Source organism: Bifidobacterium saguinibicoloris (assembly GCF_019331725.1).
In the GTDB taxonomy this organism is placed as follows: Bacteria; Actinomycetota; Actinomycetes; order Actinomycetales; family Bifidobacteriaceae; genus Bifidobacterium; species Bifidobacterium saguinibicoloris.
Map to the genome: position 1 here is coordinate 69316 of NZ_JAHBBF010000009.1, position 20062 is coordinate 89377.

The 20062-nt window shown below is 66.9% G+C and carries 14 protein-coding genes; 12 read left to right on the top strand and 2 right to left on the bottom strand.

What is annotated here, in order from left to right:
* Positions 1-50 precede the first annotated feature (50 nt).
* The 3 genes from KIH78_RS07115 (at position 51) to KIH78_RS07125 (ending at position 2312) form a co-directional block, all read left to right on the top strand.
* On the top strand, positions 51-605 hold the full coding sequence (locus tag KIH78_RS07115) for a gluconokinase (RefSeq protein WP_236034491.1): 555 nt from the start codon (positions 51-53) through the stop codon (positions 603-605).
* 124 nt (positions 606-729) lie between these two features.
* Positions 730-1623 carry a phosphogluconate dehydrogenase (NAD(+)-dependent, decarboxylating) gene (gnd, locus tag KIH78_RS07120; protein WP_219131795.1) on the top strand — a complete coding sequence of 298 codons (894 nt, stop codon included), beginning with the start codon at positions 730-732 and terminating at the stop codon, positions 1621-1623.
* A gap of 203 nt (positions 1624-1826) precedes the next feature.
* Entirely contained in the window at positions 1827-2312 is a 486-nt protein-coding gene (locus tag KIH78_RS07125) for a GNAT family N-acetyltransferase (protein ID WP_214312919.1), read from the top strand.
* A gap of 113 nt (positions 2313-2425) precedes the next feature.
* Here the strand turns inward: KIH78_RS07125 and KIH78_RS07130 are convergent, their stop codons facing one another.
* Entirely contained in the window at positions 2426-3886 is a 1461-nt protein-coding gene (locus KIH78_RS07130; protein WP_219131796.1) for an amino acid permease, read from the bottom strand.
* A gap of 311 nt (positions 3887-4197) precedes the next feature.
* Here KIH78_RS07130 and alr point away from each other — a divergent pair, with 311 nt between their 5' ends.
* From alr to KIH78_RS07175, 9 genes are all read left to right on the top strand, one after another.
* Entirely contained in the window at positions 4198-5556 is a 1359-nt protein-coding gene (alr, locus tag KIH78_RS07135) for an alanine racemase (RefSeq protein WP_219131797.1), read from the top strand.
* 405 nt (positions 5557-5961) lie between these two features.
* Positions 5962-9711 carry a fibro-slime domain-containing protein gene (locus KIH78_RS07140; RefSeq protein WP_219131798.1) on the top strand — a complete coding sequence of 1250 codons (3750 nt, stop codon included), beginning with the start codon at positions 5962-5964 and terminating at the stop codon, positions 9709-9711.
* 140 nt (positions 9712-9851) lie between these two features.
* Positions 9852-11537 carry an isopeptide-forming domain-containing fimbrial protein gene (locus KIH78_RS07145; RefSeq protein ID WP_219131799.1) on the top strand — a complete coding sequence of 562 codons (1686 nt, stop codon included), beginning with the start codon at positions 9852-9854 and terminating at the stop codon, positions 11535-11537.
* A gap of 228 nt (positions 11538-11765) precedes the next feature.
* Complete coding sequence (locus KIH78_RS07150) at positions 11766-12245, top strand: hypothetical protein (protein ID WP_214312713.1); 480 nt, start codon at positions 11766-11768, stop codon at positions 12243-12245.
* Between the two features lie 26 nt (positions 12246-12271).
* The gene (locus KIH78_RS07155) at positions 12272-13558 is read left to right on the top strand and encodes a deoxyguanosinetriphosphate triphosphohydrolase (protein ID WP_219131800.1); all 1287 of its coding nucleotides are present in this window, start codon (positions 12272-12274) and stop codon (positions 13556-13558) included.
* A gap of 97 nt (positions 13559-13655) precedes the next feature.
* The gene (gene dnaG / locus KIH78_RS07160) at positions 13656-15764 is read left to right on the top strand and encodes a DNA primase (RefSeq protein WP_219131801.1); all 2109 of its coding nucleotides are present in this window, start codon (positions 13656-13658) and stop codon (positions 15762-15764) included.
* Between the two features lie 220 nt (positions 15765-15984).
* Complete coding sequence (gene pdxS / locus KIH78_RS07165) at positions 15985-16860, top strand: pyridoxal 5'-phosphate synthase lyase subunit PdxS (RefSeq protein WP_219131802.1); 876 nt, start codon at positions 15985-15987, stop codon at positions 16858-16860.
* A gap of 16 nt (positions 16861-16876) precedes the next feature.
* On the top strand, positions 16877-17515 hold the full coding sequence (gene pdxT, locus KIH78_RS07170; protein ID WP_219131803.1) for a pyridoxal 5'-phosphate synthase glutaminase subunit PdxT: 639 nt from the start codon (positions 16877-16879) through the stop codon (positions 17513-17515).
* 57 nt (positions 17516-17572) lie between these two features.
* A complete protein-coding gene (locus KIH78_RS07175) occupies positions 17573-19222 on the top strand; it encodes an aminotransferase-like domain-containing protein (RefSeq protein WP_219131804.1) in 1650 nt (549 codons plus the stop codon).
* A 48-nt stretch (positions 19223-19270) separates the two neighbouring features.
* Here the strand turns inward: KIH78_RS07175 and phnX are convergent, their stop codons facing one another.
* Positions 19271-20053: a phosphonoacetaldehyde hydrolase gene (phnX, locus tag KIH78_RS07180; protein WP_214312697.1), complete on the bottom strand. Its 783-nt coding sequence runs from the start codon at positions 20051-20053 to the stop codon at positions 19271-19273.
* Positions 20054-20062: the final 9 nt, after the last annotated feature.

The following is a 20062-nucleotide window of genomic DNA, read 5'->3' on the forward strand; positions in this document are numbered from 1 at the left end:
CGAACCCGCCGATCGTCCATCATCCGCATCCCAACGAAGGAACAACCAACATGACCACCGCACCCATCATCGTCGAGAACACCGTCCCGAACGGCTACTTCGACCGCACCAAGCCGATCATCGTCCTCATGGGCGTGTGCGGCTGCGGCAAAAGCACCGTCGCCACCCACCTCACCGACCACTACGGCATGAAGTACGCCGAAGCCGACGACTTCCACCCGCAGGCCAACATCGACAAGATGGCCGCGGGGCACCCCCTCACGGACGAGGACCGCTGGCCGTGGCTCGACACCCTCGCCGCATGGATCGACGACCGCATCGCCGCCGGCGAACCCGCCGTCGTCACCTGCTCGGCGCTCAAGAAGGCCTACCGCGACAAGCTGCGCCGCCCGGGCGTCGTGTTCGTCTACATGAAGGGCACGTTCGACGAGGTGCTGGCGCGCCTGTCCACCCGCGAGAACCACTTCATGAAGCCGAGCATGCTCCAGAGCCAGTTCGACATCCTCGAGGAGCCGGGCGCCGACGAGACGCACGTCGACGTGCATATCGGCTTGGGCACCCCCGACCAGGAGGCCGCGGCCGTCGCCGGCGCACTCAACCTCTGACGTGCCGCGACAACAAGCCGCAACAAACAACCGTCGAACGGGTGCGACGCCGTACCGTTGCGGACGGTCGCAACCGCACGCATCCAACACAACAGCACATCACAGCGAAAAGAAGGTACCTGAAATGCAGATGGGAATGATCGGACTCGGCCGCATGGGCGGCAACATGGTCAAGCGGCTGAGGGAGGACGGCCACGAGATCGTCGGCTTCGACATGAATCCGGACTCCGGACGCGACGTCGACTCCCTCGAGGCGCTCGTCGCCGCGCTCGTCGCCCCCCGCGTCGTCTGGGTCATGGTCCCCGCCGGCACCCCCACCGAAACCACGATCGCGAAGCTCGGCGAACTGCTCGAGGCCGGCGACATCGTCGTCGACGGCGGCAACTCCAAGTACACCGAGGACCGCGACCACGCCGCCGCCCTCGCCGAACACGGCATCGGTTTCCTCGACTGCGGCGTCTCCGGCGGCGTGTGGGGCGCCGAACGTGGCTACGCGCTCATGATCGGCGGCGACGACAAGGACTACGAGACCGTGCTGCCCATCTTCGAAAGCCTCAAGCCGGAAGGCGAATACGGGCTCGTGCACGCCGGGCCCGTCGGCGGCGGCCATTTCGCCAAGATGGTGCACAACGGCATCGAATATGGCATGATGCAGGCGTTCGGCGAAGGCTTCGCCACCATGATGCGCAGCGAATACGTGACCGACCCCGCCAAGACCATGGTCTCCTGGAGGTCCGGCTCCGTCGTGGCCAGCTGGCTGCTCGACCTGTTCGAGAACGCCACCAAGGACGACCCCGAACTTAAGGGCGTGCCCGCCGTCGCCAACGAATCCGGCGAGGCCAAGTGGATGATCGAGGCGGCGCTCGAACTCGGCGTGCCCACGCCCACCACGGCCGCCGCCCTGTGGCAGCGCCAGGATTCGCGCGGCGCCGCCGACGACATCCTGCGCGTCGTCACCGCCCTGAGGGCCCAGTTCGGCGGACACGTCACCAAGGTCGACGAGATCGCCACCCACTGACGATTCCCGTCCCGCCATCGGTTTCGGCCCTCCCGCCGCACGGACGGGAGGGCCGAAACACATTCCCGGCCGGATCGCGAGGCCATGCCCCGGCGTTTGTGGGGCGGACGTGGTAGCGTAGCCGGTCAGTCACAACAATTCCGCCTACCGTGAGGTGAACCGTGGTCTCCAATACGTCCTCCCGGCATTTCCGCCATGCCACCATGCGCGACTTCCCCCAGATGCTCAAGATCTACGCGCATGCGCGGGAGCTCATGGCCCGCAACGGCAACCCCACCCAGTGGGGCACCACGTTCCCCCGCGAGGAGGTCGTCAGGGACGACATCGCCAACCACCGCACCATGCTGCTCGTCGACACGCTCAACGGACACGAGCGCATCCTCGCCCAATTCGCCGTATGCCCGGGTGAGGACCCCACCTACCGGCACATCGAGGGCGCCTGGCTGGACGGCGACTCCTATGTGACCATCCACCGCATTGCCTCGTCCGGACTGGTCAGGCACGCGGCCCGCGAATGCATCATGTGGGCGCTCAAGCACCACGGCAACGTGCGCGCCGACACCCACCCCAACAACAAGGCCATGCAGCATGTGCTCGAGACGGCCGGTTTCGCGCGCTGCGGGCTCATCCAGCTCATCGACCGGCCCACGGACACTACGCGCATCGCCTACCAGCGGCACGAATGGTAGGGGCATCGGAATAAAAAACGGAGCGTCATCCGCGTTGCCCTGAATACACGGAAAAGCCCCTCGATCCCTTGCAAGGAATCGAGGGGCTTCGTCGTATCGGGCGGACGTGGCGGCTATTCGGCCTTCGTCGCGGCGACCTGCGGGGTGCCGGCGTCGTCCACGCCCTCGAGCTTGGAGTGCCTGCGGCTGTAGCCGAAGTAGACGGCCAGACCGATGGCCAGCCAGATCGCGAAGCGCACCCAGGTCTCCCAGTTGAGGCCGGCGATGAACACTAGGCAGAAGATGATGGACAGCGCGGGCACCACCGGCACGCCCGGAGCCTTGAACCCGCGATGCGCGTCCGGGGCCGTCTTCCTCATCCACAGCACGCCGGCGGAGACGATGATGAACGCGGACAGCGTGCCGATGTTCACCAGCTCGAACAGGATGTTGATGTTGATGAAGCCGCCGGCGATCGCGGTGAGGATGCCGAAGAACCAGGTGCCCTTGAACGGCGTGCGGTGCTTCGGGTGCACCTCGCTGAAGAACTTCGGGAACAGGCCGTCACGGCCCATCGCATAGCAGATGCGGGACTGGCCGTACAGCTGGACGAGCATCACCGTGGTCATGCCGACCAGCGCGCCGATGTTGACGATCACGGCGAGCCAGTTCATGCCGGTGTACAGGATCACGCCGGCGACCGGCGCGTCGATGAACTGCGCGAACTCCTGGTAGGGCACGATGCCGGTCATCACCAGCGTCATGATGATGTAGATCACCGTGGAGACGGCGAGCGAGAGCAGGATGCCGCGCGGCAGCGTTTTGTTCGGTTCGACGGTCTCCTCGGCGGAGGAGGAGACGGCGTCGAAGCCGATGAAGCTGAAGAACACGATCGACGCGGCCGGCAGGATGCCGTACGGCTGGGTGGACCCGGGCTGGAACGTGTAGATGCCGTACGGGGAGAACGGCTGCCAGTTGGACGGCTTGACGTACCAGATGGCGCAGATGATGAACAGCGCGATGATCGCGAGCTTGATCATGACCATGATGTCGTTGGTCTTCTTCGTCTGGTTGATGCCGATGGACAGGATCCAGGTGATGAGCAGCACGACCACGAAGCCGGGCAGGTTGAAGTAGGTGGTGACCCCGGGCGTGGTGCCGTACGCGGCGGTCAATTCGACCGGCAGGCTCAGGCCGAACTCTTCGAGCAGCTTGTTGAAGTAGCCGGCCCACCCGGCGGACACGGTGGCCGCCTGCAGCGCGTACTCGAGGATCAGATTCCAGCCGATGACGAACGCGATGAGCTCGCCGAACGCCAGATACGCGTATGAGTAGGCGGAGCCGGACACGGGCGCCATCGAAGCGAACTCGGCGTAGCACAGGCCGGCGAAACCGCAGCAGATCGCGGCGAGCAGGAACGACACGGACAGGGCCGGGCCCGCGGTCAGGGCACCCTTGCCGGTCAGCACGAAGATGCCGGTGCCGATGATCGCGCCGATGCCGAGCATCGTCAGGTCGAAGGTGCGCATCGTGCGCTTGAGCGGGGTGGAATCGGCGACAAGCTGATCCACCGTTTTCTTACGGAACAGATTCATGGTCTTCTCTCATGAATTAGTGGAATGGGCTTGACCGGACGGAATTCCGGGACCCCGACACGCCTCAACGCCGGGAGTCTGAACAATACGGTTGATTGTTGCCTCCGCAGGTTACGAGCGGGAGAACGGCAAGCGAACCGTGTAAGGGGAAAGTATACGTGCCACGCGGGAGAAGCGAGGGCGTGCGTCTCACGATGCGTCTTCTCCCATGGAACACGACGTCGGTGGACGATGGCGCCGCCGTCCGCCGGACGGCCGCAATGTGGGCCCGGTTACCGTCTCGTCACCAAGCCGAGCAAGAATAGGGCCTCATGACTATGAACGCAGCCCCCGGCATCGATTTCTCCGGGGAACAAGGCAAAGCCAACTATGCGGCCGCGCGCCGCCGCTACCCGGCGCAGGCCATCGTGGACCTCAAGGCCATGCGGGATAACATGACGCATCTGGTGCATGTGGTGGGCGGACCGGACTCCGGCACCGCCGTGATGGGCGTCGTCAAGGCCGACGCCTACGGCCACGGCCTGCTGCCCTCCGCGCTCGCCGCGCTCGCCGGCGGCGCCACCTGGCTCGGCACCGCGCAGTCGCATGAGGCGCTGCTGCTGAGAAAGCTCGGCATCGGCCCCGACCGCTGCCACATCCTCACCTGGGTCTACAACGGTGCGGAAGTGCCGTTCGACGAGCTCATCGCCAACGACATCGACGTGTCCGTCGGCTCCCTGCCCGGCATCGACGCCGTCGCCGCCGCGGCCCGCAGGCTCGGCAGAACCGCCCGCGTGCACGTGAAGGTCGATTCCGGCTTCGGCCGCAACGGTTTCACCCCGGAAGGGTTCGACGCGGCGCTCGCCAAGCTCGTGCCCCTCGCCAAGGAGGGCGTGCTGCACATCGTGGGCCAATGGAGCCACCTCGCCGTGGCGGACAGCCCGGACGTGCCCGAGTTCGTCGCCTCCACCGACCGTCAGATCGAGAACTTCAAGGACTTCACGCGCCGCATGGAGGCCGCCGGCATCCCGCCGGAGATCCGTCACCTCGCCAACACGGCCGCCACGCTGTCCCGCCCGGAGATCCACTTCGAGCTCACGCGCCCGGGCATCGGCCTGTACGGCTATGAGCCGGATCCGGCGATGGGCACGCCCTCCCGCTATGAGCTGAAGCCGGCGATGCGCCTGCAGGCGCAGCTCGGCACCGTCAAGGACGTGGAGGCCGGCCACGGCATCTCCTACGGCCGCACGTATCTGACGCCCGACGACACCTCCACCGCGATCGTGCCGCTCGGCTACGCGGACGGCATCCACCGCTCCGCCTCCGGCTTCGACATGCAGGGCGCCAAGCACGTGGAGAAGCCGGGCGGGCCGGTGCGCGTGATGACCACCGAAGGACCGAAGCTGTACCGCGTGTCCGGCCGCGTGTGCATGGACCAGTTCATCCTCGACCTGCACGGTTCCGCCGCCGCGCTGGGCGTCCACGAGGGCGACACCGTGGAGCTGTTCGGTCCGGGCCGCGGCGAGGAGTTCGCCGAGCCGACCGCCGACGACTGGGCCCGCGCCGCGGACACCATCAGCTACGAGATCTTCACCTGCCTGAGGAACCGCATCCCGCGCCTGTACGAGCACGCCGCCGAGGTGCTGCCGCCCGCGGACCTCGCCAAGCTGGACGCGTCCACGCTGCTGTGACGTCGCCTCCGCCGCTCGCGCCGCATCGGGGCCTTCCGGTTCGCCGGAAGGCCCCTTCTCGTATCCGATGAACGTCGCCGGACAAAGCGGTCCGCGCCGTACCGAAGGCCGGACATGGCCGCCACGCCGGATACCGATCCGGATGATGTGGCGTATCTCATAGTTCCCCTCATACGTGGGGACGTGGCAGGCCCCCTATCTATACTGTGGATGGGGGATGATGGAGGGGGCATTGTGGTGCCCGAAAGGGGCTTTGGGGGGCTGTAATCCGCAGTTTTCAATGGATACGATACGTGCGTACGGAAGATTCCGGGATGGTGCTGTTTGCCCCGTGGTAGGGGGTTCCGGGGTCGGAGGGAACCGAGACACGGACGCATGGGAATGCGGGAAGAGATGCAAACGGCAATGCGAACGAGCACAGGTCTGCAGGACATGATGAGAAGGACGGGCGCACTGGTGGCCACGCTCGCCATGATCGGCACCGCGGCCGGAGTGGGCGCCACCGCCATGGCGGCACAGGCGGGGAAGGGCGCCTCCTCCGCCGCGCAGGCCGCGGCGCAGGACGGTTCCGCAATCGCCACGAAGGCGCCCGCCGGCGCCACCATGACGTTCAACGACTACTGGGGATACGACTGGGACAACCCCGGCGAGCACGACGGCACCCTCGAACAGCTGAACCAATACAAAGAGGACTACGGCTTCGACTTCCGGCAGATCAACGCCGACGCCGGCAATCACCGCGACTCCGGCATCAACCAGGGCGCGCTGAAGTTCTCCCAATACGCGTGGGACACGATCTCCGGCGGACGCAACTACACGCCGTGGATGAACGCCTCCGCCAAGCAGGGCGTCGGCTCGGTCCCCGCGAAGGACGGCAGCAGCGCCGTACGTCAAGGCATCGTCGACCCCACTCTGGGGAATGACGGATACCCGCGGCTCGCCGGAAGCCGCGACATCGTCACCGCCGACGGACAGACGCTCAACACCGGGGACGTGACGAACGGCGCCACCGATTCGCTCGCCTACCTGTTCAATGGGGCGGACAGGAACACCGCCTGCACGCAGGACGAGATCACCTGCTACAAGACCAACTATCCGGTCAACGCCAACCTGTTCCAGATGACCGACGGCTACTACACGTACGACAGCCGCAACACGCACGCCCGGCTCTCGGACGCCAAGGACGCCAACGGCAACTACTCATGGACCGAGACCAAGGCCTCGGACGCGAACAGCCTCGGATTCTTCCCGCTCAACAACGGTTCGATCAGCCCCGCCGTGCAGGACTTGCTCGCCCACGGCTGCAACCCGGACAAGCTCACCGACTGCGGCGGACTCAACCACAGCTTCGGCCTGTCCATGACCGTGCCGTTCACCCAGCCGACGAACGGTCTGACCGGAGACAAGGACACGACGTTCGAATTCTCCGGCGACGACGACGTATGGGTGTACATCGACGACACGCTCGTCCTCGACATCGGCGGACGCCACGGCCGTGCCGAAGGCAAGATCGACTTCGCCACCGGCGAAGTGACCGTCGGCGGCAACACCACCACCCTCGAACAGATGTACCGCAACGCCGGCGTCACCGACTTCAGCGCGGACGCCGGCTGGAAGCGCGCCTCGAACGGCAAGTACGTCTACGGGGACGACACGCAGCACACGCTCCGGTTCTTCTACCTCGAACGCGGCAACGACCAGTCGAACATGATGCTCAAGTTCAATCTGCGCACCATCCCGCAAAGCGACGTGGTGAAGATCGACCAGACCGGCACCCCGATCCCCGGCGTACTCTTCGACCTCTACCAGGCGGACGGGAACTACGCCGTCGTGGACGGCGCCGCGCCCACGGCGACCGGCTCCACCGACGAACAAGGCCAGTTCACCTTCGTCGACGCCTCCGGCAGGAACATCACCCTGAGCCAGCTGTACGCGAAGAGCCACCACTACGTGCTGAGGGAGGCGCAGACCCCGCAGGGCTACCGTCCGGTGAAGGACATCCAACTGGAACTCAGACAGGACGCCACCGACGCCCACAACGTGTACGCGGTGTCGAACAACCGGTTCGCAACCGGCGCCATCGCCACGCCGCGCGTGCAGACCACCATCACGGACGGGCGCGTCACCGGCGAACGCGCGGGTGGCTCCGGCAAGACCGAGATCACCAGCACCATGCTGAAAGACGGCAGCCTCGTCGCCGTGCCCATGCGCTTCAACGGCACCGCCTGCAAGAGCGTGAGCGACGCGAAGGAATGCTGGCAGGCGGTCACCGGCGACGCCGTCGACGGATGGACACAGACCGGCGAAGGCTTCGCCGGCGTGCTCAAGGCCGCGCAAAGCAACTACGCCAAACACGGCGACGCCTACAACACGTTCGCCCCGAACTCCAGCAACCAGTGGATGGCCGACGTGGAGGACCTGCCCGGCGAAATCGGCGAATACTACTACGCCGCGCAACAGGGCGATCCGGTGCATTACGCCATCGGCTACTACTACATCCCGAACGACGTGCTCCAAAACAAGGACGGCACGGACACCTCCGGCATGCTCCGGTTGGACAGCGAAGGCTACGACCGCAAATACGCCACCGAAATCCAGGTGCCGAATATCCGGAACATCCTCGTCGTACAGAAGACCGACGAGAACGGCGTGGCCGTCAAGGCCGGCACACCGGGAACCTCCGACAGCCAGGCGACCTTCGCCCTGTACGCCGACGAGAACGGCGCACCCGCAACCAAGCCGCTCGCCGAAAAGCAGACCACCGATCAGAAGGTCGCCGATGGACGTCTCAGCCTGGAAGGCGCGGTCAGCTTCCCCGAAGCGAACGACAATACTCTGCTGGAGACCGGCAAGGCCTACTGGGTGGAGGAGACCGCGGCGCCGAAGGGCTACCGGGTCAACGAACACTGGACCAAGGTCGTCGTCGACGCGACCGGTGTGCACGCCGACGCCACCGCCTACACGCGGGATGCCGACGGCACGATGCATCAGGTCGCATCCGGAGCCAAGGACGACGTCAGCGTCAACGTGGGCGTCGGCACGCTCGTGCGCACCATGACCCAATGGGCCGGCGACGGCGGCGACGATCCGCTGCAGTACGTCAACGGCATCAAACAATCCGGCACGCAAGGGGCCGACGGCACGCTCACCTGGACCGACGCGCCGACCACCGAGGAATCGCTGCGCCACTTCCAGTACGGCTACGGCGACACGGCGGACATCCCCCTGCTCAAATACGGCTACTTCGCCCTCGACAAGGGTTGGAACCGGTACGCCAACCAGACGCTGCTCGAAACCACATTCGCATCCGAGGACGGCTTCACCGACGTCAAGGTGACGCCCTGCCCGGCGAAATCCACGACGCCCGACGGCTGCAAGGCCCCCGCCGACCTCACGGACGCGTCCGCGCTGTTCACCGGCTCCACCATCATCCGCGTGGCCGACGAGACCACCGACGCGCACGCCCGCATCCAGCTGGACAAGCAGGTGCAGGGCGGCGACTGGTCCGGCGAGAACGGCAGGAACTTCACGTTCACGCTCATCCGCACCGATGACGTGACCGGCGACGTGACCGTCCCCGGCGCCACCGCGCCCAGGAAGCTCGCCAAGTGCGACGCCACCGGCCTCGACTGGTCCGCATGCGCCACGGCGTCCGGCAATGACACCGTCAGGCAGCTGACCGCGCACACGACGGGAGCCATCAAAGCCGGCGCCACGCAGACGGTCGGTCTGCGGCAGGACGGCACCGCCACCGCAGGTGCCCTGCCCGAACTCACGTTCACCAAGGCCGGCACCTATACGTTCCGGCTCAAGGAGGACACCGCCGATCCGGCGGACGGCTGGCGGTACGACACCGGCAAGACCAACGGCACTGACGGGTACGCCGTCAAGGTCGTCGTCACCGATGCTGACGGTGGGCTCGATGCGGTCGTCACCTACGGCGACGTCACGGGGAACGACACGGACGGCGACGGCATCATCGGCAAGGCGCCCACGTTCGTGAACACGTTCGTTCCGCCGGTCTCCGTGCTGCCGTTCACCGGTGGCATGAGCGCGCGCGACTGGCTCGTGTTCGGCGGCATCGCCGCGATCGTCGCGGCCGCAGGAGCGCTCGTCGCCAACGAATACCGCAAGCGCAAGGGCCTCATGGCCTGAGTGTTCAGCGGCAACAGAAGGATTTGCGGATCGTGAAGGCTCCGGAAGGGGCCGGAGCCTCCGCGATTGCAAGAACAATCAATCGTGCCGACGGCTTCGGTCGGGGCACGGAGAATAGGTAAGGAAGAGAGGGTTTTCTCATGCAGTTGAGGAAGCTTTTCGCAGGCGTCGCCGCGGCGGCGACCCTGCTGGGTGGTTTCGCGTTGGGCGCGGCCACCGCGAATGCGGCGGAGGTCACGCTGGATGACACGTACCAGCCGACCATCACGCTGAACAAGGTCGACGACAAGGCCGAGAACAACACGTATACCGCGTACCGGATCGCCTCGTACACGGATGCCGTGGTGGACGATCAGGGTCGTCTCACCTCCGTGGGGCTCGAACCCGTCGACGGCAGCCAGTGGGATCTGAAGATCTCCGACGCCATGACGGCCGCGCAGATCGAGAAAGGCGACGCGCCGAACAATCTGTACGCCATCGCCCGGCTGGACACCGTCAAGGACGGCGCGAAGCTGCGTGCCTTCGTGAAGGCGCTGCAGGTGCCTACGAAGCTCGGATCCGACGAGCCGTCCGTCACCGGCACTCCGCTGACGCTCGGCCAGGCCGCCACCGTCCCCGCCGCCGGCTGGTACTTCGTCACCGACAGCAACGGCACGAACCTGCTGGTCGCCACAGCGCTGAAGGACGCTAACGGCACCGTGTACACGTCCCTGTTCGACACGGACGCGACCCCGGCGACCGAGCAGAAGCTCGGTGTGGCGGATGTGAAGCCGGACGTCGCCCCGACGCCGGACAAGAAGGTCGACGGCAGCGCGGCCGACAACACCGCCGAGGTCGGCCAGAAACTCAGCTACGCGGTCTCCGGCAAGGTGCCGAACACCACCGGATACGAGACCTACACGTTTGCGATCAAGGACGTCGCCTCCAAGGGCCTGACCGTGAACGCGGACAGCATCAAGGTGTTCTACGACGAGAACTCGAACGGCAAGCTCGACGGCAACGAGACCGCGCTCACGGCGGGCACCGACTACACGCTCTCCGGCCCGACCGTGGACGCCACGACCGGGCAGACCACGACCACGGTCACGCTGGACAACGTGGCCGGCAACGACGGCAAGACCATCACGCTCGCCTACACCGCTCTGGTCAACGGCGACGCCCTGGACAAGGTCACCAACACCGCGACCGTCAGCCACAACGGCGGCACCGAATCCGGCGGCAAGACCGTGACCACCACGCTCGGCAAGTTCCAGTTCACCAAGGTGGACGCCAAGGGCGCCGGCGTCGAGGGCGCGTACTTCGACGTCGTCTATTCCGGGGACGGCATCGGCAACGCGCTCGTGTTCAAGAAGGTCGGCGAAGGCGAATACGTGCGCGCCGCAGACAAGAAGGAGTCCGACTACACGGACCCGTCCGTCAACCGTGAGGACAAGGACGTCAAGGTCGGTGAATACACCACCAGGCTGCGCACCCCGAAGAGCGGCGTCGTGAAGGTCGAGGGCCTGAAGGCGTGGGGATACGTGGTCCGTGAGCAGAAGCCGGCCGAGGGCTACATGCAGTCCGTCAAGGCCAACTTCACCGTGCGGATCGACGAGAACGGCAACCCGACGGTCACCAAGGGGAAGGCCGACGACCTGTACGGTCTCGTCACCATTCCCGCCGACAAGACCACCGCCACAGTCCTCAACGTGAAGAACGTGACCGAGCTGCCGAAGACCGGCGCCGCGGGCATCGCCCTGTTCGTCGTGCTCGCCGGCCTGCTCGCCGGCGCGGCGGCCACCGTGTTCGCCAAGAGCCGCAACACCAAGCGCGCGCTCAACGCGTGAGCATGATGCCGACTCCTCCGGACCATGCCCGTCGCATGGCCGGGTGAGGCTCAATCCCCAACAACAAATGGGGCGCGCCGGTCGTATTGCGCGGCCGGCGCGCCCGTTCCATATGGCGACACGCCGCTTGATGGCAAGCGGTAGATATCGCCCGTTTCGAACATCTGTTCGATATAACGGATGCATCGAACCCATCGCATGTGTCATGACCCGGGAAAGGAGGTCGTCGTGGAAGTCGGTGAGTTCACGAACGAGGAGGTCGCATACCTCAGGTCCCTGCCGGCCGTGGACCGCGTATCCAACGGCCGCATCCGCTACACGGAGGCGTTCAAGCGCGAATGCATCCGACGCTACGCCGCGGGCGACTCGCCCGCCCGCATCTTCCATGACAACGGCCTCGACTCGTCGCTCATCGGGTACAAACGCATCGAACGGTGCATAGCCCGTTGGCGCGGTCAATACCTTGACGGCGACGAGCGTGCCGGAACCGAACCGCATGCCGACCGGAACGACGACCATACCGAGGAACGCACCTTCGTTCCCAAACTCCGCGTGCGCAACGGCAGGCGCGACCTGCGCGACCTGCTCATCGCGCAACAGGTCCGCCGCATCGCCGAACTCGAACACGAGGTCGCCGAGCTCCAGCAGCTGCAGCAGCACGAACGGCAGGACAGCCGGGACGACGTCGGAGAGGTTCCGCGCGACTGATAGGCTGTGGGCGAGGGGAGTCGCCTATGGAACAGACACGACCGGTCGAACGCATACCGGCGGGGGAGGGGTACGCCGCCTCCGATGAGGAGCGCTGGGCGCCGGAACCTCCCAAATCGGCCGCGCGCACCGCGTTCGAGCGCGACAGGGCCCGCCTCATCCACTCGTCCGCGCTGCGCAGGCTCGGCGCCAAAAGCCAGATCCTCGTCGCCGGCACCGACGACTTCGCCCGCACGCGTCTCACCCACACGCTCGAAGTGGCGCAGATCGGACGCCAGATCGGCAAACTCCTCGGCTGCGACCCCGACGTCGTCGACTGCGCATGCCTCTCCCACGACCTCGGCCACCCGCCCTTCGGACACAACGGCGAACGTGAGCTCGCACGCATCGCCGCGCACATCGGCGGATTCGAAGGCAACGCGCAGACCCTGCGCCTCCTCACCAGACTCGAACCGAAGGTGTTCCACCCGGACGGCCGCTCCGCCGGAGTCAACCTCACGCGTGCCTCGCTCGACGCGGCCGTCAAATACCCGTGGACCCTCGCCGAGGCAGCGCAACACCCCAAAGGGGAGCGCAGCCTGAAATACTGCGTGTACCCGGACGACGAACCCGTCTTCCGTTGGCTGAAGACCGGTGCGCCCCATGAGGCGAAACCCATGGAATGCCAGATCATGGACCTGTCCGACGACATCGCCTACTCCGTGCATGACGTGGAGGACGCCATCGCCACCGGCGCGTTCGAGCCCATCGTCCTGCGCGACGCGCGCATCGTCGACCGCATCGCCGTCTCCGCGCGCGAATGGTACGGCCCGCAATGGCAGGAGGACAAGCTCGTCGCCGCGCTCCTGCGGCTCAGACGTCTCGACATGTTCCCCGAGCATTTCAACGGATCCAGAACCGCGCTCGCACAGCTCAAGAACATCACCTCCGACCTCATCGGACGGTTCGCATGGAGCGTCGAGGAGGCCACGAGGGACACATACGGCTCCGGCCCGCTCACCCGGTACTCCGCGAACGTCGTCATCCCCGAGGACACCGCATACGAGATCGTCGCATTGAAGGGCGTGGCCGTGTATTTCGTCATGGCGCCCGGTGAGAAGGAGCCGCTGCACGAGCGGGAACGCCGCATCGTGACGGATCTCGTCGACGTGCTCATGGACGGCTCGCCCCACCCTTCCGACATCCTCGAGGCGCAGTTCCTCGAGGACTGGGAGAACGCCGCCAACGACGACGAGCGCCTGCGCGTCGCCGTCGACCAGGTCGCCTCCCTCACCGACTCCTCCGCGCTCGCCCTCCACTCCATCCTGTTCTGAACCCGTCGCCACACGCCCGCGTGGGTGCGGCGCGGGTCCGGCACGGCGACGGGCGAGTTGTTCCGGCATCCCACGCCAGGCGGTAGGGTAGTGTGTCATGGCCGGAATGATCAAGAAGGAAGACGTGGAGAAGGTGCGCGCAGCCGCGGACCTGTACGACATCGTATCCGCATCCGTGTCGCTGAAGCCCTCGGGCACCGGCACGTACGTGGGGCTCTGCCCGTTCCACGACGAGAAGACCGGCAGCTTCAACGTGCGCCCCGCGCTCGGCGTCTGGCACTGCTTCGGCTGCGGACTCGGCGGCGACGTGTTCAAATTCGTCGAACAGCAGGAGAACATCGACTTCCGCGAGGCCGTCCAGCTGCTCGCCGACAAATACCACATCGAACTGCACTACGAGAACACGGGCAACGGACGTGCGGAAGGACACTCCGGTTCGAAACGCGCCCGCCTCCTCGAAGCGAACGAGGAGGCGCAACGCTTCTTCGTCTCGCAGATCATGACCAAGGAGGCGCTCGCCGCGCGTAAGCTCCTCGGCGGACGCACGTTCAGCCAGGCCGACTGCGAACGCTTCGGCTGCGGCTACGCGCCGCAGGGCTGGGACAACCTCGTGCGGCACCTCGCGTCCAAGGGCTTCACGCAGCAGGAGATGCTCGACGCGGGACTGGCCCGTCAGGGCCAGCGCGGCGTCTACGACTACTTCCGCGGGCGGGTCACCTGGCCGATCCGCGATTCGACCGGCCGCACGCTCGGCTTCGGCGCGCGCAAGCTGTACGAGGACGACACGATCGCCGCGAAGTACATCAACACGCCGGACACGGCGCTCTACCGCAAGAACCAGGTGCTCTACGGCATCGACCTCGCGAAGAAGGCGATCGTCAAGAAGCGCCAGGTCGTCATCGTCGAGGGCTACACGGACGTGATGGCCATGCATCTGGCCGGCGTGGACACGGCGATCGCGACGTGCGGCACCGCGTTCGGCGCCGAGCATGCGAAGATCGTGCGGCGTCTCATCGCCGACGATTCGCTCGGCGCGGTCCAGCTGGTGGGGCCGTTGAAGGTCGAGGGGCAGCCGTTGAGTTCGCGCATCGTGTTCACGTTCGACGGCGACGCCGCCGGGCAGAAGGCGGCGCTGCACGCGTTCGGCCTCGACTCGGCGTTCCTGTCGCAGACGTTCGTCGCCGTCGCCGACGACAACCTCGACCCGTGCGACCTGAGGATCGAACGAGGCGACGAGGCGGTGCGCTCGCTCGTGGCGAACGCGAAGCCGTTGTACGACTTCGTCATCGACGCGGCGATCGGCCGGTTCGACACCACGTACACCACCGGCCAGATGGGTGCGGTCAAGGCCGTGGCGCCGTTGGTCGCGCAGATCCGCGACCGTTCGTTGCTCGACATCTACACGCGTAAGGCCACGCGCCGCATCGGCGTGGATCTCGACATCATGCGCCGCGAAGTCAACACGGCTCGTCGTCGGCAGCATGTGCGCGAGGATGATGCGTACGCGCCGCGCCGCAGGTTCGGGGGAGCGGGCGGCGGTTCGGGCGCGTTCGCGCGCGGCGAGGAGCGCGGCGGTGCCGGCGATCCGTACATGAACCCGGCCCGCCGGCGTGAGATCGAGCACCGGGATGCGGCCGAACAGACGTACTTCCGCATCGACGACGCCGTGTTCATCGCCGAACAGCAGTTCATGGCGATGCTCATCCAGGTGCCGCGCGCCGTCGACCACAACTGGTTCGAGGCGCTGACGCTCGCGAACTTCATGACGCCGGTGTTCCGCACGCTCTACCAGGCGATCGCCGCGGCCGGCGGGCTGCCGTCGAACGAGACTCCGCAGGGTCTGTGGATGCACAACCTCACCAAGGCGGGCGGGCCGATGCTCGAACCGGTCATCAACGAGCTCGCCGTCATGCCGCTGCCGTTGCCCGCCGACGGCAGGACCGGTCAGGGAGGCGGAGCCGGCCAGGACGTCCCGGCCGCCGACGCGCAGCTGCGCGCCCCCTCCAAGGCCGAGCTCCAGTACGCCAACGAACTGCTCGCCAAACTGCTCGACATGGGGCTCATGCGCCGCATCGGCGCCGCCCGCCGCCGCATGGCGATGCTCCCGGACGGCGAGGAGAAGATCGCCCTCCTCGGCGAGATCACCAAGCTCGAGACCTCTCGCAAGGACCTTCAGGCCCAGGTCTACGGCAACAACATCGGGTGACGGCCGGCCTGGCCGCGTGGCCGGTCGCATGGCTGGATTGCATGGCCGAAGCCGGATTGGCTGGGTGAGGAAATCCCTGATTGGTCTGGTCCAAATTGGACCGGCTCGGGTGGGTGCGTGCTTCCGCGTTCGATAATGAACGCCGACGGACGTCGACCACGGCAACGCGCGGCGACGATCCCGTCCGATCATCACCTCACACGAAGGGACACCGAACACCATGACGCAGAACCGTGTCGAACTCAACCGCAACCTTGCCCAGATGCTCAAGGGCGGCGTGATCATGGACGTGACCACGCCCGAACAGGCGAAGATCGCCCAGGACGCCGGCGCCTGCGCGGTCATGGCGCTGGAACGCATCCCGGCCGACATCCGCGCCGCCGGAGGCGTCTCCCGCATGAGCGACCCGGCGATGATCAAGGGCATCCAGGAGGCCGTCTCCATCCCGGTCATGGCCAAGGTCCGCATCGGCCATATCGCCGAGGCCCGGATCCTGCAGGCCATCGACATCGACTACATCGACGAATCCGAAGTGCTCTCCCCGGCCGACGACGTCTACCACATCGACAAGAACCAGTTCGACGTGCCGTTCGTGTGCGGCGCGAAGAACCTCGGCGAGGCCCTGCGCCGCATCGCCGAAGGCGCGGCGATGATCCGCACCAAGGGCGAGCCGGGCACCGGCGACGTGATTCAGGCCGTACGTCACATGCGCACGATGAACAAGCAGATCCGCGAGCTCGTGGGACTGCGCGCCGACGAGGTCTACGAGGCGGCCAAGCAGCTCGCCGTGCCCTACGACCTCGCCAAGTACGTGCACGACAACGGCCGTCTCCCGGTCGTCAACTTCGCCGCCGGCGGCGTCGCCACCCCGGCCGACGCGGCCCTGATGATGGAGCTCGGCGCCGAAGGCGTCTTCGTCGGCTCCGGCATCTTCAAGTCCGGAGACCCGGCCAAGCGCGCCGCCGCCATCGTCAAGGCGACCGCAAACTGGCAGGACGCCGACCTGCTCGCCAAGCTCTCCGAGAACCTCGGCGAGGCGATGGTCGGCATCAACGAGGACGAGATCCAGACCATCATGGCCGCCCGCGGCGAGTGATTCCGGGAGTCCCATCATGGTCGTAGCCGTCCAATACATCTCCAAGGAGGAGTCCGACGACGCCGAGACCGCACGCCACGGCGTCACCGGCATTCTCGCCGTCCAGGGTGCGTTCGCCGAACACGCCGCCGTCCTCGACCGTCTCGGCGCCCCGTGGAAGCTGCTGCGCGCCGCCGAGGACTTCGACGACTCCATCGACCGGGTGATCCTGCCCGGCGGCGAATCCACCACGCAGGGCAAGCTGTTGCACTCCACCGGCCTGTTCGAGCGGATCGACGCGCACATCAAGGCCGGCAAACCGGTGTTCGGCACCTGCGCCGGCATGATCCTGCTCGCCCGCAGGCTCGACAACGACCCGAACGTCTATTTCGGCGCGCTCGACGCCGTCGTACGCCGCAACGCATATGGGCGCCAGCTCGGCAGTTTCGAGGCGACCGCCGACTTCGGCGCGCCCGGGGACCCGGAACGCATCGAAGGATTCCCGCTCGTCTTCATCCGCGGGCCGTACGTGGTCTCGGCCGGACCCGAGGCGCGCGTCGAAACGCAGGTCGACGGGCATCCGGTCGCCCTGCGCCAGGGCAACATCATCGCCACCGCGTTCCACCCCGAACTCACCGACGACACCCGCATCCACGAGCTGTTCCTCGGCCTGTAGCCTAGGGTGTTCGTAAGGCGCGTCGAACGGAATCCCAAGGAAAGGCGGTGAGGCGGGATGCGGTTGGCACTGAACAGGCATGACGCCGCGCCGCTGTACCGGCAGCTCGCCGCGCAGCTGCGCGAGCAGATCGTGTCCGGCGCGCTCGCCGCCGGCTACCGGCTGCCGCCCGAACGCGAGCTCGCCTCGCGTCTGGACGTCAACCGCGCCACGGTCCTGCAGGCCTACCAGCAGCTGAAAGACGAAGGCCTCATCGCCTCGAAGGTCGGCAAGGGCACGTTCGTGACGGCGGTGACGGCGGTGACGGCGACATCACAGGCGGCATCGGCGGTGTCCGTGAGTCGGGAAGGGGAGCCGCGGACGCCACGCGAATCCGCCGTCGTCCACACGATACGCGACGGCGTTGCGCCGGAACCGGAGGTCACCGAGCCTCCCGTCATCCGTCCGCCGTGGTCGGTGCTGTTCTCCGACTACTCCAACCGGTTCACCTACCACGACATCGCCGAGGCCGACCGGGCCCAGCGGGCGGCCGGCCCCGCGGATGGCCGGCCCTGCCCCGTCGACTTCGCCACCGGCTCGCCGAACCCGGCCGACATCCCCGACGACCTGCTGCGCGCCGTCAGTCTCGAGGCGTTCTCCTCGCACGAGTTCGACGGCCAGCCGGAATCGCCGATCGAGGGGTTCCACGAGCTGCGCGGCCTGCTCGCCGCGCACATGCGCGACCGCGGCGTGGGCTGCGACGCCCGCAACGTCATGGTCCTGTCCGGCTCCGAACAGGGCATCGATCTCATCGTGCGCGCGTTCGTCAATCCCGGCGACCATGTGCTCGTCGAACAGTCCACGTTCTTCCCCGCGCTGCAGACGTTCCGTTCGGCCGACGCGCGGCTCGTCGGCGTGCCCGTCGACGCCGACGGCATGCGCACCGACCTGCTGGAGGGATACTGCGCGCGGTTCCGTCCGAAGCTCATCTACACGATCCCCACGTTCCACAATCCCACCGGCACGACGATGCCGATCGAACGCCGCCGCACACTCATCGACGTGGCACGGCGCTACCAGTGCCTCGTCATCGAGGACGACGCCTACGGCGAACTGTGGTACGGGTCGTACGACCCGCACGGGCCGATGGGGGAGCGGGACGTGTCCGCCGCGTCCCGACCCGTGCCGCTCGCCGGCATGGAGAACAGCGGATACGTGATGTACCTGTCCACGTTCTCCAAGACCGTCACCTCGGGCCTGAGGACCGGATGGGTCGTGGCCGACCCGCACGTCATCGCCCGTCTCGCCGCGTTGCGGCGCATGGTCGACCAGCATACGAGCACATCGTCGCAGCGTATCTGCCTGGAACTGCTCAAGGAGGGACGCATCGCGGGCCATGTCGCATCCCTCACCGACGCCTACCGCGCGCGACGCGATGCGGCCCTCGCCGCGCTCGAGCGGTACGCGCCCGAAGGCATGCGCTGGACCGTGCCGGATGGCGGCTACTACGTGTGGGTGACGCTGCCCGACGGCGTGCGTGCGCTCGATCTGCTCGCCCGATGCCGCGCGTACGGCGTCACGTTCATGCCCGGCGGCGTCTTCGACGTCGACGAGACCGACGACGCGCACATTCGCCTCAACATGGTCCGGCCCGACGCCGGCGACATCGAACGCGGCATCCGCGTCATCGCCGGGTGCGCGGCCGACGAAAAAAGCTCCCCTCGTTGAGGGGAGCTTCCGGGTGCGTGCGTGCGTGCGTGCGCACGGAGCGACGGCTCAGGCGATCTGACGCAGGAGCGTCGGCAGCTCGGCCATCGTGTCGATGACCGCGTCGGCGCCGGCGGCGACGAACGCGTCACGCGCCTTGGCGCGGGCCGCGTCCTTGTCCTCATCGGACAGCGCCTCGAACTCGGCCTGGCTCAACGCCATCTGCGAGCTGCCCTCGGTCACGCCGATCGTGAACACGCCGGCGTTCTTGCCCTCGCGGATGTCGGAGAGCGTGTCGCCGACCTTCGCGGCGCGGCGCACGTCGGTCACGCCGAGCTTCTCCAGGTTGCGGAACACCATGTACGGGTAGGGGCGGCCGAAGCCGTTCACGCCGTCCGGGCTGATCCAGAAGTCCGGCGCGTAGCCGTTCTCGGCCGCCTTCGGCACGACGATCTCCATCATCCTGTCCGTGTAGCCGGTGGTGGAGCCGATCTTGAGACCGTCCGCACGCAGGGCGGCGACGGCCTCGACCACGCCCGGCTTCGGATCGGCGAAGCCGTCGAGGATCGACAGCAGCTTCGGCTCGAAGTGCGCGTACACGGCATCGGTGTCCGCGTCGGTCGGGGCGGCGCCGTGACGGTCCTCCCACGCGCGGGCGATGCGGTCCATGCGCAGCATCGTGGCGATGTGGTCGTGCTTGAGCATGCCCATCGGCTTCCTGGTCTCGGCCATCGTCGGCTCGACGCCGAACTCCTTGAACGCCTCCTGGAACGCCTTGACGGGGGCGAAGCAGCCGTAGTCCACGGTGGTGCCGGCCCAGTCGAAGATGACGGCCTCGAAACGGTTGGTCATTGTCGTAAC